This window comes from Oscillatoria sp. FACHB-1407, assembly GCF_014697545.1.
Classification (GTDB): Bacteria; Cyanobacteriota; Cyanobacteriia; order Elainellales; family Elainellaceae; genus FACHB-1407.
On record NZ_JACJSA010000014.1, the window covers coordinates 103,842 to 119,624 of the forward strand.

At 51.2% G+C, this 15,783-nt stretch carries 8 protein-coding genes; 6 read left to right on the forward strand and 2 right to left on the reverse strand.

The genetic code is table 11. From position 1 onward, the window contains the following. Positions 1-93 precede the first annotated feature (93 nt). On the reverse strand, positions 94-390 hold the full coding sequence (locus tag H6G89_RS21590) for a hypothetical protein (protein ID WP_190510218.1): 297 nt from the start codon (positions 388-390) through the stop codon (positions 94-96). Between the two features lie 426 nt (positions 391-816). Here H6G89_RS21590 and H6G89_RS21595 point away from each other — a divergent pair, with 426 nt between their 5' ends. The 6 genes from H6G89_RS21595 to H6G89_RS21620 all read left to right on the forward strand — a co-directional run bounded on the left by H6G89_RS21595 (position 817) and on the right by H6G89_RS21620 (position 11,665). Beyond that, positions 817-1,611 carry an ABC transporter ATP-binding protein gene (locus tag H6G89_RS21595; RefSeq protein ID WP_190510220.1) on the forward strand — a complete coding sequence of 265 codons (795 nt, stop codon included), beginning with the start codon at positions 817-819 and terminating at the stop codon, positions 1,609-1,611. Beyond that, entirely contained in the window at positions 1,608-4,193 is a 2,586-nt protein-coding gene (locus H6G89_RS21600; RefSeq protein WP_190510222.1) for an ABC transporter permease, read from the forward strand. Before H6G89_RS21595 ends, H6G89_RS21600 begins: the two co-directional genes overlap by 4 nt. A gap of 242 nt (positions 4,194-4,435) precedes the next feature. Continuing rightward, complete coding sequence (locus H6G89_RS21605; protein WP_190510224.1) at positions 4,436-5,545, forward strand: lipocalin-like domain-containing protein; 1,110 nt, start codon at positions 4,436-4,438, stop codon at positions 5,543-5,545. Positions 5,546-6,075: 530 nt separating this feature from the next. Further along, complete coding sequence (locus H6G89_RS21610; protein ID WP_190510226.1) at positions 6,076-7,125, forward strand: response regulator; 1,050 nt, start codon at positions 6,076-6,078, stop codon at positions 7,123-7,125. 534 nt (positions 7,126-7,659) lie between these two features. Continuing rightward, complete coding sequence (locus H6G89_RS21615; protein ID WP_190510228.1) at positions 7,660-10,974, forward strand: ATP-binding response regulator; 3,315 nt, start codon at positions 7,660-7,662, stop codon at positions 10,972-10,974. A gap of 142 nt (positions 10,975-11,116) precedes the next feature. Beyond that, positions 11,117-11,665 carry a cysteine hydrolase family protein gene (locus H6G89_RS21620; protein ID WP_190510230.1) on the forward strand — a complete coding sequence of 183 codons (549 nt, stop codon included), beginning with the start codon at positions 11,117-11,119 and terminating at the stop codon, positions 11,663-11,665. 111 nt (positions 11,666-11,776) lie between these two features. Here H6G89_RS21620 and H6G89_RS21625 read toward each other — a convergent pair whose 3' ends face one another. Beyond that, on the reverse strand, positions 11,777-15,706 hold the full coding sequence (locus tag H6G89_RS21625) for a hybrid sensor histidine kinase/response regulator (RefSeq protein WP_190510232.1): 3,930 nt from the start codon (positions 15,704-15,706) through the stop codon (positions 11,777-11,779). Between the last annotated feature and the right edge of the window lie 77 nt (positions 15,707-15,783).

Genomic DNA, 15,783 nt, shown 5'->3' on the forward strand with positions numbered 1-15,783 from the left:
ATTAAAGGGAGTTAAAGATGAACGATTTCTTTACCTACGACCGTAGCGAAACCGTTCATCCTGCTCATCCTGCAATTGCTTGAACTCGGAGCATTAGCGGCGATCAAACTTGCGAACTGGGCGACCATCTCGATTGGCACGAGAAGGGGGGCGATCGCCTCGAAGTGAAATCTGCTTGGCATCGCGACCTGGAGCAGAACTCATTTCAATCGGGGTTGCCTCAGTTGCCTCTAGCGTAAAGACCCGATAGCCATAGACGTTGTAGAGGTTTTCGCAGGTACAAACCAGACCTTGCTCTTGTAGTTGGGCTGCTCTTTGGTCACGTGCTTGACGAGCTTCCTCTTCACCGCCCCATTCGATTTCTAGAAACGTTTCTTGGATTGCTGACATTGAATCACAAAGATTTGAGATTTGAGTAGTTCGTATCACAGTAGCCCATCTAGAGCAAATTGTGTCCTGATTAGCGATGAATATAGGTCTTCACGCCTTAAGGAGGGGTAATACGCCCCACGTTCTTACAAATCAAATAGGATTGCTAGGTGGTGCGAAGTGATACAACCCATTTGCCAATCAGAATTTTGATGCCACACCGGGTATTCCGAACTCATACCAATTTGAATTGAAAAGGCGACGCATGCTTGTACGGGTTTGGCACTGCCAAACCCCTCCGTAACTCTGATTTGTTCGCAAAACTTTTTAAATCGGTATCAGGTTACTTACTCAGCCAAAGGACGTTCCGATTTAACAATCTACGTTAAGATTTTTTAAGGGTTTTCTCATGAAGGCTCACTTATAAGGTCTAGTAACGGTGTTCCTATGGCAGCAAGTTCGTGGTGGTCTGGTCTATTCAGATCCGCTCAATCTGCAACAGCGATCGCATCCTCATCCCCTTCTGGGCAGGGTGGCAGAGTTGAGCTAACGGATCTTTGCAAAGAGTTTCAGGAAGGCGATGTGAAGCGCATGGTGCTCAATCGCGTTAGTTTGCAGTTTGAACCGGGGGAATTTGTCGTGCTGTTGGGGAACAGTGGCAGTGGAAAGAGTACACTGCTCAACCTGATTAGCGGTATTGATCAGCCGTCTTCTGGCACGATTCGGATCAATGACCTTGATATTACCGATTTAGATGAAAAGTCCCGCACGCTGTTTCGCCGCGATCGCGTCGGGTTTGTCTTTCAGTTCTTCAACCTGATTCCCACCCTCACCGTCCTGGAAAACGTGACGTTGCCGCAGGAGTTAGCCGGAAAGTCTCCTGCTGCTGCCCGTCAATCGGCTCTGGCATTGCTCAATCAGGTGGGGTTGGGCGATCGCCTCGATACCTACCCCGATAAGCTGTCGGGCGGACAGCAGCAGCGAGTGGCGATCGCGCGTGCCTTAGCCCATGATCCCCAAGTGATTCTGGCGGATGAGCCGACGGGCAACCTGGATGAAGAAACGGGCGATCGGGTGCTGGAACTGCTTTTGAACCTGACGCGCAACACCCACAAAACGCTGATTATGGCAACTCATAATCCTGATATTGCCCGTCATGCCGATCGCGTTTTGCGCGTTCAGGATGGCAACTTAATTCCTGTCATTGTACATCCCGACCTGGCAGAGGAAGTGGTGGCATGACAAAAGTTTTGACAACCGTTTCTAATGCACCCCTCTGGCGATTAGCTTGGCAACGGTTGCGGCAGCGTCCCTTACAGTACCTCCTCTGCATTCTGGGGATTGCGTTGGGCGTTGCTATGATGGTGTCGATCGATCTGGCGAATGGGTCTGCTCAACGCGCCTTTGCCCTCTCAACGGATGCGATTACGGGACGCGCCACCCATCGGATTGAAGCGATCGCCCCGACAGGGATTCCCGAAACCGTTTACACTGACCTGCACCGGACGGCTCCCAGCATTCCCCTCGCGCCGATTGTGGAGGGCTACGTGCTGGTAGATGAGTTGGGATCTCAGCCAATGCGCCTGGTGGGAGTGGATGTGCTGGCAGAATCCCCGTTTCGCAACTATTTTGGAGCCGAGGGGGAAAGTTTAGATGCCGCTTCGGTGCAGTTACTCACCAATCCTGAGGCGATCGTCCTCTCTCAAGATGTGGCGACTCAGTACGGAGTGAAGCTGGGCGATCCGTTGCATCTCGACATCGCCGGACAGCACCGAACCGTCACCGTAATTGCCCTCGTCCAGACCGACGATACCCTCAACCGTCGCGCCCTGAGTACCTTACTATTCGCTGACATTGCCACTGCTCAAGAACTATTGGGACAGGTGGGCAGGTTGAGCTACATTGATGCGATCGCCCATTCCCCCACAGAAATAGACGCAATCAAGACTGCCCTGCCCTCTGGCTTAAAGCTTGAAACGGCTGAAGCTCAAAAAAATGCGGTGCAGCAAATGACGGCTGCCTTTGAGCTAAATCTAACGGCGTTGAGTCTGCTGGCACTGGTAGTCGGGATGTTTTTGATCTATAACACCGTCACCTTTAGCGTGGTGCAGCGTCGCCCCCTATTCGGGATTCTGCGCTGTATTGGAGCCACTCAGGGGCAGTTATTTGCCCTGATTTTGGGAGAAGCCGCACTGTTTAGCGTCATCGGTTCCCTGTTGGGCGTGGGTTTGGGGATTGTGTTGGGGCGCAGCATTGTGGGATTGATCACTCAAACGATTAATGACTTTTACTTTGTGGTTTCCGTTCAGCAAGTTACGCTGTCGAATGCCACGATCGCCAAAGGTTTGATTATCGGAGTTGCTGCCGCTCTGTTTGCGTCTGCGTTACCTGCCCTGGAAGCGATGAGTACTACACCCACGCTGACCTTGCAGCGATCGACGTTAGAAGGCAAAGTCCAAAAGCTTTTGCCGCTGTTGACTGTTAGCTGGATTGGGTTCTCCTTAGCTGGAGTTGCCCTTTTGCGGTGGTCGTCTGGTGGGCTGGTCGCTGCTTTCGCAGGACTGTTTGCTGTCTTGTTGGGAGCCGCTTTGCTGGTTCCCCCTGCGATTTCGCTGTTGATGCAGGTTCTCGCTCCGGTGGGCTATCGTCTGTTTGGCGTGGTGGGGCGATTGGCTCCGCGTGACATTCTGCGATCGCTCAGTCGAACTTCGGTGGCGATCGCAGCTTTGATGGTGTCGGTGTCGGTGATTGTGGGCGTGTCGGTAATGATTGGGTCGTTCCGGGGAACGGTGGTGCAATGGCTGGATCAGACCCTCCAGGCGGATATTTACGTTTCACCGCCTACCACAACGGCAAATCGCGTTTTGGGTAAGCTCGATCCTCAAGTAGTAGATGCCCTGAAGCAGTGGGAAGGGCTGCGGTTTGCGGTGAGTTACAACGATGCCGATGTGCGCGTGGTGGACTTTGAGCGGGATGCCAAGCTGATCTCAGCCGATGGCGATGTATCGCAAGGTAAACGTCCCTACGCCTGGATTCGTCCCGGTCTGGAACCCGATCCCTGGAACGCTCTCGATGCAGGAGAAGGCGTGATCATCTCCGAAGCTCTGATCCGTCGGGACAATCTACCTGCTCCACCCAAAACGATCACGTTAGAAACGCCAGTGGGCGATCGCACCTTCCCGGTGTTAGCCGTTTTCTACGACTATTCCTCCGATCGCGGCACGATCATTCTAGATGACAACGTTTATATGAACCTGTGGCAGGACGATCGCATCGCTTCTCTGGGATTGTTCACTCAACCCAATGTGGATGTGGAGTCAATGGCGCAGGACATTCGATCGCAATTCCAGGGACGACAGGATCTGCTGGTGCAATCTAACCGCAGTTTGCGGCAGGGGTCATTAGAGATTTTCGATCGCACCTTTGCCATTACTGGCGCACTCCAATTACTGTCAGTCGTGGTCGCCTTCATTGGCGTTCTCAGCACGTTAATGAGTCTGCAACTGGAACGGACGCGAGAACTGGGTATCCTCCGCGCCACAGGCATGACACCCAACCAGTTAGGACGGCTCACCCTGCTAGAAACTGGACTGATGGGCACACTGGCAGGAGTTTTCGCGATGCCGCTGGGGTTTGTTCTCGCCTGGATTTTGATCTACGTCATCAACGTTCGTTCCTTTGGCTGGACACTGCAAATGGCACTGGAAGCCCGCTATTTCTGGCAGGCGTGGCTGGTGGCGATCGCCGCCGCGTTACTGGCAGGCATCTATCCCGCTCTCCGGTTGGGACGCATGAACATTGCTACTGCTTTGAGACAGGAGTGAGGAGATCAAGAATGCTGTCTTTATTAGAGTCTTTTGCTGATGCATACGTTACGCAGCCCAAAGTTAGCAGCCCCCTAAATCCCCCAAAGTTGGGGGACTTTAGCTCCAGCCTTGTTAGCCCCCTAAATCCTCCTTTGAGGGGCTTTGGCTTCAGTTCCCCCCAGAATTGGGGGGCTAGGGGGGTAAAAACAGCGATTCTTCGCGTTACTCTATTCCTCTTTCTGGTTTGTGGATTATTGGTAATGCTTCCATCTCCTGCGATCGCCGCCAATTCCGTTACCTGGCAGGAGTTACCCGCCTCCAGTGGGGAATATCGGAAAGCGATCGCCGTTCAGGACTGGCACTTCCCAGAAGATTTCGGTTCCCACAACGACTACCAGACAGAATGGTGGTACTACACGGGCAACTTAGAAACTGACGAAGGCAGACCGTTTGGCTTTCAACTTACCTTCTTCCGACAGGCGATTTCTCCTACCGTAGCGGCAGAATCCACGCGATCGGGTTGGCGCACGAACCAGATTTACTCTGCTCACTTCACGGTGAGCGACATTGAAGGGGAAGGCTTCTATCCCGATGAGCGGTTTAGCCGTAATGTGATTGGGTTAGCCGGAGCAGAGGCAACCCCTTACCGCGTCTGGTTAAACGACTGGTCGGCAACCGAACTGGAAGCCGGAGTTGTGCGACTGCAAGCCCAATCTGAGGATGTAGCCATTGATCTCACGGTTCAGCAAACTCGCCCTCCCGTTTTGCAGGGCGATCGCGGCTTGAGCGTTAAGGGACTGGAACCGGGAAATGCGTCGTACTACTACTCTCTGGTGCAACAGCCTACCACTGGAACCATCACCGTCAAGGGAGAATCTTTTGCGGTACGGGGCAAAACCTGGAAAGATCACGAATATTCAACAAGTGCCTTAACAGCAGGGACGGTCGGCTGGGATTGGTTCTCCATCGAACTGGATGATGGCTCTGCCCTGATGCTGTATCAATTGCGTCACGAAGATGGCACCCCTGAAGTGACCTCCGCAGGCACGTTTGTTTCCCCATCAGGAGAGACGACCCATCTCACGCCCGACGATTGGACGATCAACGTCCTCAACACCTGGAAAAGCCCCCGCAGTAAAGCGGCTTATCCGGCTCAGTGGCAGATTCACATTCCTCGCTTAAAGCTTGTTTTAGAGGGGCGATCGCTCCTCTCTGATCAGGAACTCAATACCTCCACTGCAACCTACTGGGAAGGGGCAACTGCTTTCAAAGGCACGATTCAAGACCAACCGATTCAAGGGGAAGGTTATGTAGAACTGACAGGGTACGCCACCCGCCTGGATTCTCTGCTGTCTGCCAGCACACCGTAGTTTGAGACTAAGCTCTCAACACGGGAACCCCCATTCGCGAAAGCGATCTGAACTCCGTTAAATTCACCATGCGTGACCATCACAGCCACGTAGGGAAGCAACTGAACGTGAGGGATAACGGGTTCATTGCTGAAATAACCAATTGAACGAACGGTTTCGCCATCGACCCAATAGTGATTCCATTGGGTTTCAGTCCCAATTCATAGGGGCAACGGTCCTCGCAAAGTAAAACAATTGACGGAGTAAGGGCAGTTGCGAACTGTTCTTGTAGACGTATGGATGGGTAACCCTAATGTATAGAAATGGTAGAGCAGTTCTCAATCATGCCCACGGTATAGATTGGACTTAAAGTCGATTTCTGCTGCGCCATTTAACGGTTAGAGTTACTATAGTTCCTTGACGATCGATTAGATGCAAGAAGGACTATTCTGTTAGAGCTTTTCCGTGCTGCTTTTAACATGAAAACTCTTGGAGCAGATGCCTGGAAGGTTGCCAGCGGATAAGAATGATTAACAAGTGGCATTTGTGATATGAGTGATGGACAGATTGAATATCATTTTCAGCGCATCAAACAGCAGATTATGGCTCTGCAAGAAGACAGCCCCCCTGATTGGGAAGCAATTGATGCAGCACTTGAGGATTTGCAAGTAACCTACGAGCAGATGCAGGCGAACTCAGAAGCAGCCGAGGTTCTACAGGAGGAACTGCTTCAGCAGAAGCAATATTATCAGGACTTGTTTCAGTTTTTCCCGATCGCCTCCTTAGTGACCGATGCCAACGGTGTGATTTTAGAGGCGAATCAGGCGATCGCTCAACTCCTGAACGTCTCTTCCAGTTACCTGATCGGAAAATCTCTAGCTGGTTTTGTGAGGGAGAGCGATGATCCCTTTAGAGAACGGCGAGGCAACTGGGCTACTTTTCAGGCTCACCTCAACCAACTGTCTCACAGGGCGGGCACGCAAATCTGGCGTATGAGCTTGTGTCCTCGTGATTGTGAACCCATTGTGGCTGAAGTGCATGTGGCGATCGCCCGTAACAGAGATGGACAGACTGAACATCTGCGAATGGGGGTGTACAACTTGAGCCAATCTCAAGGTACTGCTTCGGTTACCGAGAGAACGTCGGTCGATCCCCTGCAACGCTCACTTCTAGACGTTGTTCCTACAGATCTACCTAGGTCGCCGTTGCCTGAGTCCCTCGACGGCTTACAGGTGCTTGTGGTAGATGACGAAGCAGATATTCGTGAATTTATTACTGCTGTTTTAGAAACACACGGCATCGGAGTCAGGGCAGTGGCAAGTGCGACGGCAGCGTTAGAAGAATTAGAACGATTTCGTCCAGACGTTTTGCTCAGCGACATTCGGATGCCGGGTGAAAACGGCTATCACTTAATTCGGCAAATTCGCGCGCTCGAAGCGGAGAAGGGAGGGCATCTTCCTGCTGCTGCGATTACGGCTTATCTCGATGAAGACCGGGAAAAGTCCCTGCAAGCTGGGTTTGAGGCACATTTATATAAGCTGGTTCAACCCGGCGAGTGGGTTGAGATGGTCGCTCAATTAGCTAACCAGGCTTCTCGTTGAGATTTCTGATACCGATTTAATATAGTTTCTAGTGCAAATGCAGACGCTTGTGGGGGCGGGTTTTGCGATTTACTGACGGCAAACCCAAGAATTTATCTGCAAAACCCGCCCCTAGCGACATTTGCCTTGCTCACAATTGAATTTGGTATGAGCAAGAATCTACCAATCGGGTTTTGGTAGAGGCGTTTCACGAAAAGCCCTTACAGGTATAGCTATCGCCACTTCATTTAGGGCAGAGGGTGCTCCCAGCCAGGGGTTCCACCCCTACATCCCGTTCTAACCCAACGTCAATTCGGATTAAACACCTGGCGAATCAATTTACGGCTATGGGAGTGAAGTCCGCCTGCGCGAACTACAGAAAATCAAGGTTTGTCGAACCGACGCAGGTCAGTTTTGCTCTTGTAGCTACGGCTATATTTTGTTTCCTGGAAATCTCTTAAAAGCAAAATTTGTAAGATTAAACTTGGAAGCAGTCTAGCGCAATTCAGCACTGCTGCCAGTCGGCAGCTTTCAGTTCAAGGCAGGAGAACGGATATGAGCGAGAACGGGAAATCTGTTGCTGCTGACTGGCTCGCGAGTGGCGGTGAAATGGGCAAGTTGATTCGCTCAATGGACTGGTCGCAGACCCCACTCGGTCCGATCGAAGGGTGGTCACCCAGTTTACGGACGACGGTCAACCTCTGTCTTGCCTCAAACTTTCCGATTAACATCATTTGGGGCCCGGGGCGCGTTCAGATTTACAACGATGGCTATTGGCCTATTTGTGGGGATAAGCACCCTCACTCCATGGGGCAGGACTATAAAGAGTGTTGGCTATCTGCCTGGGATGCCGTTGGAGAACCGTATGAAAGCGCGATCGCCGGAGAAACTGCCTTCATCGAAAACTGTCGGATGTTTCTCGATCGCAACGGTTATCTAGAGGAAGCCTTTTTCACCTTCTCTCTTAGCCCTATCCGCGATGAAACGGGAGGTGTAGGTGGCGTATTTCATCCGGTTACAGAGATCACCCAGCAAACCCTGGCAGAGCGACGGCTCAAGGTTTTGCGTGACCTGATAGAACATACGGCCAATACCAGGACGATCGCGGAGGCGTGTCGTTTGAGTGCTGAAGCTCTTGCGGATCATGACCTTGATCTGCCCTTCACGCTGTTCTATCAATTTGATCCGGATAGCAACCAGGCGCATCTCATGGGCACCACTGGACTGAAGCCAGGCGGTGCTGCCTGTCCGACAACCGTTAATTTAGGGGCATCGCCAGACCTCTGGGCACTCGCAGATGTGATGCAGACTGCGGCGGCTCAGGGGGCATTGGGTCAAGCCCGACAGATGGATGATTTAGACCAACAGTTCGGTTCATTGGAGTGTGGTCCTTATCCAGAATCGCCTAAGTCTGCCATCGTCGTGCCGATCGCCTTACCAGGGTTAGCCCATCCCTGGGGCGTGTTTGTTGCTGGGGTCAGTTCTCGGCGAACCTTAGATGAGCCCTATCAAACGTTTTACACGCTGCTGGGAAAAGCCGTAACCACGGCGATCGCCAATGCCTATATCTATGAACAAGAACGCAAACGGGCTGAGGTGTTAGCAGAACTCGATCGCGCCAAAACGACCTTCTTCAGCAATGTGTCCCACGAATTTCGTACGCCGCTCACCCTGCTGCTGGGACCGTTGGAGGATGCGTTAGTCAGTTTAAAGACATGGGAGAGTGAAGGAGTGAACGATGATCCCCCCACCCCTTTACCCCTCGACCCCTCGACCCTAAAACAACAGCTCCAACTTGCACACCGCAATGGCTTGCGCCTATTAAAGTTGGTGAACACACTCCTCGATTTCTCCCGCATTGAGAGCGTTTACCCCGAAAGGGGAACTGCTTCGCAACCCATCTCTGCCGTTTATGAACCCACCGATCTGGCAACCTTGACCGCAGAGTTAGCCAGTGTTTTTCGTTCTGCGATTGAACAGGCAAAGTTGCGCTTTGTGGTGGATTGTCCTCCCTTGCCTGAGCCAGTGTATGTTGATCGGGAGATGTGGGAAAAGATTGTTTTCAATCTAATCTCAAACGCTTTCAAATTCACGTTGATGGGTGAGATTCAGGTGAGCTTGAGAGTAGAGGAGTGGCGGAGTGGTGGAGTGGCGGAGTCCCCCTCTCTGCCTCTACCCCTCTCCCCCTACGCTATTCTTGAAGTTCGCGACACAGGCATTGGCATTCCAACCACAGAAATTGGACATCTATTTGAGCAGTTCTACCGAGTCAAAGGAGCGCAAGGACGTAGCATTGAGGGTTCAGGGATTGGTTTATCTCTCGTGCAGGAATTGGTCAAACTGCACGGTGGCACGGTTCAGGTGAGCAGTGTTGAAGGGGAAGGCAGTTGCTTTCGCGTGTTCATTCCCATGGGCTGTGCGCATCTGTCTACTGAACAGATTGGGACAGGCATGGGTGAGTTTAACCAAGATGCCACCGGGCGATCGCAAAACAGTATGGCAAACCTGCCTCTACACTCAACCGCAATGAGAGCATCACCCTATGTGGAGGAAGCGTTGCGGTGGCTACCTCAAGAAGGGCACGGGGAATGGGGAATGGGAAATGGGGGAAGATCAACCCCTACTTCCAACTCTTCACGCCTTACTTCCGATCAACCCTCCAGACCAACTCACTCACCTGTTCCCTTATCCACATCCAGTCGAATTTTGCTGGTGGATGATAATGCTGACATGCGAGACTACCTGAAGCGGCTCTTAACCCAACGATGGCAGGTTGAAACGGCTGCAAATGGGGCGATCGCCCTTGAGATGATCCAACGGCAACTTCCCGATCTGATACTGACCGATGTCATGATGCCAGAGATGGATGGCTTTCAACTGCTCAATGCACTGCGGGCAGACCCTACCACTCAAAGTATTCCAGTTATTCTGTTGTCGGCACGAGCAGGTGAAGAAGCAACCGTCGAAGGACTAGAAGCAGGAGCAGATGACTACCTGATCAAACCCTTTTTCGCTCGTGAGTTGATGGCAAGAGTCGAAACTCAACTGCAAATGTCACAGCTACGCCAAGAGTTATCGTCAAATCGCTTTAAAAATGAGTTTCTCATGACAGTCACTCATGAACTGCAATCCCCCCTGGCAACGATTCTCGGTTGGGCACGATTTCTACAAACCAAATCCTTTGACCCTGATACGCTGGCACGAGCATTAGCCACAATCGAACGTAACGCCACCATTGAAGCAAAACTGATCAAGGACTTGCTGGATGTAGCCAGCATTCTCTCTGGGAAGCTGCGCCTGAAGTCTCAAGTCGTCGATTTAGCTTCGCTGGTACGAAATGTGACGGCAACATTCCGTGCAGCAGCTCAGGCAAAGCACCTGCAACTCGTTGAAACCATATCGGATGAAGTGCCGACTAATGTTGTTGCCGATGGCGATCGCCTCAAACAAGTCATTGCTAACTTGCTAGAAAATGCCATTAAATTTACGCCCAAAGATGGAAGGGTTGAAATTGGATTGTCATGGGTCACGGGTCATTCGTCGTTGGTAGAAGACCAAATAACTAATGACAAAGGACTCATGACAAATTATGTCCGAATTGCAATTAGCGACACCGGAATTGGTATCCATCCTGATTTTCTGCCCTATGTGTTCGATCGCTTTACTCAAGCCGAAGTACCCAGTCGTCATACCCCTGGCGGAGTGGGAATTGGACTGGCGATCGCCCATCATATTGTCGCACTTCATAACGGCACCATTCATGCGGAAAGTGCAGGAGAAGGGCAGGGGACAACCTTTGTTGTTAGATTACCAGTTGCTCTGGATTGTGGAAGTGAAGAAACAAAGATCTATATACACGGTAGATCCTGAATGAAGTGGCGACAGCTATAACCGCCACGATTCTCATCCGAACTCAGGTTAGATTAGCTCTCAAGCAGGATTTTAAGAAACGGCACTAAGCCTTATACCAAGGATCATTCATGGTAAACCCGAACACCTGACTTAGATTTTTATGACGCTCCCTTTACTGATTGTTGATGTACAAACAGGCTTTATGAATGACTTTACTCATCACATTCCCCGACGAGTAGTTCGTTTAATTGAGCAGGAAACTTACTCACCTATATTGTTTACTCGCTTTATCAATTCACCTGATAGTCCCTACACTCATCTTTTGAAGTGGGATGGTTGTCATGAGGCACCTGAGACAGATTTAGCAACCGAGCTTGCTCCTTACGTCCAATCTCAGTGTGTCTTCAGTAAACCAGGATTATGTGGCATACCAAATGAGTTGGCAGATTATCTCAACCGTCACCAGATTCAGCAGATTGCTGTTGTAGGAATTGACACAGATATGTGTGTTCTAAAAATTGCTATGGATTTATTTGATCAGGGCATTGAGCCAATTGTATTGACTGATTGTTGTGCGAGCACAGCAGGATTGCAAGCTCACCTGGCGGGTCTAGCTGTGCTCAGCCGCAATATTGGAGCACAACGTTTGCGCGATGCTGGTTTGGGAGAAGGAACCCTTGCAGCTCCTGTAGCTAATCAGAACCATTAGAGTCAGAACCATTAGAGGAGCATAACCCTGATGGCTACCTGCGACAATTCATCGGAGCGCACGCCGAAGTTTGTGATCTCAATCGCCAAGCTCATCCGATTTGTCAGGCAATCAACTGCTCAACTCTTTTTGGCTCTCTAACAGTCTCATAATGACCATGAGCAATTGAATCGGTTCGATGGGTTTGGGGATGTGCATTTGGAATCCAGCTGATAATGCCTCCAGGCGATCGCCCTCTCTTGCGTAAGCCGTCAAGGCAGCCGCCGGAATTCGTCCACCCTGACCAGGTGGCAGCGATCGAATGCGACGAATAAACGTGAATCCATCTTCATCAGGCATTCCAACGTCACTTAGTAGAATGTCAGGTTTGTGAGTTTGCAGCAATTGCCAGGCGGCTGAGGCAGAGGCAGCACTAATCACCCTGGCACCGTATTGCTCCAAAGCGGCTTGCAAAAATTCGCGTGTGTCTCTTTCGTCATCCACGATCAATACATTAACGTTGGATAGATCGAGCACTGTATCAACGATTGTTTGACGATGAAGCCCCTGATAGCTAACGGGTTGGTTCGGTAGAGCAGCCGTGAGGAGTGGTAAATGAACGGTAAAGGTCGTCCCCTGTCCTTCCCCACAGCTATCGACGTGAATGGTGCCCCCATGCAACTCGACTAAGTTTCGCACGATCGCCAGTCCTAACCCTAACCCACCTTGTGTACGGGTCGTTGTTGAATCCTCCTGTCGGAATCGCTCAAAGACATAGGGCAAAAAGTCTGGAGAGATGCCTTTGCCAGAGTCGATGACTTGAATTTGAGCGTAAATTGGGGAGTGGGAAGTGGGGAGTGGGGAGTGAACTGCTTTTATCCCATTCCCCATTCCCCATTCCCCATTCCCCACAAGCTCCAGTTGAATATCGACCTTTCCCCCGGCGGGTGTAAATTTAACGGCATTTGAGAGCAAATTCCAGACAATTTGCTGTAATCGTTCTGGATCACCAGAAACTAAATCTGTGTCTGGACTTGAATGGAATGAGAGGGCAATGGATTTCGCCGTTGCGGCAGGGCGAATCGTGTCGATTGCCGCCTGAATACAAGGAATAAGGTGAGTTGGGCGTAAGTCTAGCCGAATCTTGCCACGAATGATGCGTGAGATATCGAGCAGATCTTCAATCAATTGAGTTTGGGCTTGAGCATTTCGCTCGATCGAAGCTAGGGCTTGTTCTGTTTTCTGTGGGTCAAAGTTGCGAGTACGGAGTAACCGCGACCAGCCCAGAATCGCATTGAGGGGCGATCGCAACTCATGGGACACGACTGCCAAAAACTCGTCTTTCATCCGGCTAGCCCGTTCTAGTGCTGTGCGGGCTGCTCGTTCTCGCTCCAATGCTTTTGCCCGTTCTTCGATCAACAATTTCTGATCGTGAATATCGGTAGAAGAGCCAAACCATTTCACCATCTGCCCCTGTTGGTCATATAGAGGCAAGGCTTGTGACAGGTGCCAACGGTACTCCCCATCACTCGCTCGACGAATCCGATGCTCGATTCTAAACATTCTGCGGTCTGTTGCAGCCTCATCAAAGGACTGGAGGGTATAGGCTAAATCGTCCGGATGGATAATTGGCTCCACCCCCTCTCTTTGGGCTTGTTCCAGAGATAGACCCGTATATTCACACCAACGCTGATTGCAATATTCGTGATATGTGTCAGAGCGCACTACCCAGAAAAGTTGGGGCATCGTATCTGCTAGAGTACGGAACTTTAATTCACTCTCTTGCAAAGCCGCTTCCGTTTGTTTGCGATCGGTAATATCAAACAACATTCCCAACATGCGAGTCGGTTGTTCGTTGCTGTCGTAATGAAACCGACCATAGGACGAAATCCAGTGAATACTGCCATCTGCCCAGACTACGCGGTAATCACAGGCATAGTCTTGCTTGTCCTCCATTGCCTGTTGGAGACTCGCCTCCGTACCCGGTAAATCGTCTGGATGGATGCGATCGCGCCATTCTTTGTAGGTGCGTTTGGGATTTCCCGGTTCGTAGCCCAAAATGATTTCGTGGTACGGAGTCCAAACCACCTCATGAGTTGCTAAATTCCAATCCCAGGAACCAATGCGGGCAGCGTCCAGGGCTAATTCAAGTCGCTCCTGGCTCTCTCTCAATCGTTCCCCGCTCTCGATTAGTGCATTCTCGACTTGTTTGAGGGACGAGATATCAATGAACGCACCGATGACCCCTTGAACAGTGCCAGACTCGCATCGCACCGGAACGGCTCGACCATAGATCGAGCAAACCGCTCCATCGTCAAAGACAAACTCAAATTCACCAGAGACAGCTTGTCCAGTCCGCCCTGCCTGTTGCATCGGTAAGTCGTAGGGGTCAACATCCTGACCATTCTGTTGAATCTTGAACTGGAACGGATACTCTCCAGTTTCAGGAGTGGCTGTCATGATGGAGTCGGGCGATCGCCGCATCATTTCACACGCGGCACGATTCGGCGTCACGTGATGACATTGAGGGTCATGGGCGATCCAAACCCCCGCAGGAACGGCTTCCATAAACGCCTCCAGTTCTGCGGCTCTGGCTCGTGCGGTTGCTTCGCTTTGCCTCAGGGCAGCTTCTGCTCGTTTGCGCTTGCTAATATCGGTTGTGCTGCCGACCACCCGCACGGCTCGACCCATAACATCCCGCAAAATTAAGCCCTGATCCTGCACATCAACATACTCGTCCTGCTGATTGCGAACCCGGTATTCCAGGTTATAGCGATCGCCCTGCTGAAGTGCCGTCAGTACAGCCTGCCTCGTCGTTTCCACATCCTCCGGGTGAATCCGATTCAGCCACCACTCGCTATTGGGTGCGATCGCCTCTGTTGGGAATCCAAATAGATGACTGGTTCCTTCACTGCGATCGACCTGATCTTGCTCAATATCCCAGTCATACACGGCTGCATTAATCGCCGCCATTGCCAAACGAAACCGCTCGTTTGCCTGTGCCAGTTCTCGCTCCGTTTGTTTGCGCTCTGTGACATCAAACCCAATTCCCCAGCTTGCCCATCCGGGAATGGGAAACTCTGCCGAAATATTTGACCAGGCGATCGTCCGAACACGACCATCCTTACAGGTCAAATCCCATTCCCAGTTGCGATAGTAATCGCCCTGTTGACTCCATTGCGCGGTTTGCTGCTGACAGTATTGAGCATCGGGATACAGTTGCCCCATCATGCCAAAGTTACCAATTACCTCTTGCGCCGTGTATCCGGTTACTCGCTCGCATTCCTGGTTCCAGGCGATGATGTTGCCCGTCGCATCAAACGCATCCAGCATGACGGGCATGTTTTCCAAAATGGAGCGCAGACGCGCCTCGCTGCATCGTAGCTTATCCTCGACTTGATGCCGCTCAGTGACATCCCGCCAGGTGGCAACAAACCCATCCCCTAATTTAGCGGCCCGAATATCAAACGCTCGCATCAGTTGACGCTGCCCGTACTGGTCTTCATAGAACAGAGCATTTTTCACCAGGGGTTGTCCCGTTTTAACCACCTGGCAATACTCGTCAAATAATCCGCTGGTGCGATGAGCGGGTAACAGTTCACACAACCTCTTGCCCAGTTGTTCCTCTGCACTCAGTTGATTGTTCAGACAAGCGGCCTGGTTGACAAACTGGACTTGGAAATCCAGAATTTTTCCCTGCTCATCTCGAATGGCACTGTAGATGCCAAAGCAATCTAGCATCGTCTCGATCGAAGTGCGAAACCGTTCTTCGCTGTTTTGCAGTTGTTGATGAGTATTGGAGAGCAAGTGGCTCAGCGAGGTCACTTGTTCATCGAGGGCAGTAGACGGTGAAAATGTTGTATTCCTGCGGGTCAGGCTCAGTATCGTTGTGACCAATCCAAACAACCCGATCGCCCCAACCCCACCGGCTAAGACGGCTAGATTAGCTTCAGAAAAGGAACAGTTGGAATGGATGAGTTGGGCTAGGCCAATCAGTCCTGCTCCATAACCTAGCAGCGGTAGGAGGGTTGTCAACAGGGAAGGGCGATCGGTTTTGGGCATAGTAATTTTGCAATTCAAGCGAGCTATTGAAAAGCCTCAATAGAGGAAAATTAGACTTGAGGTAAATTTACGCCTTT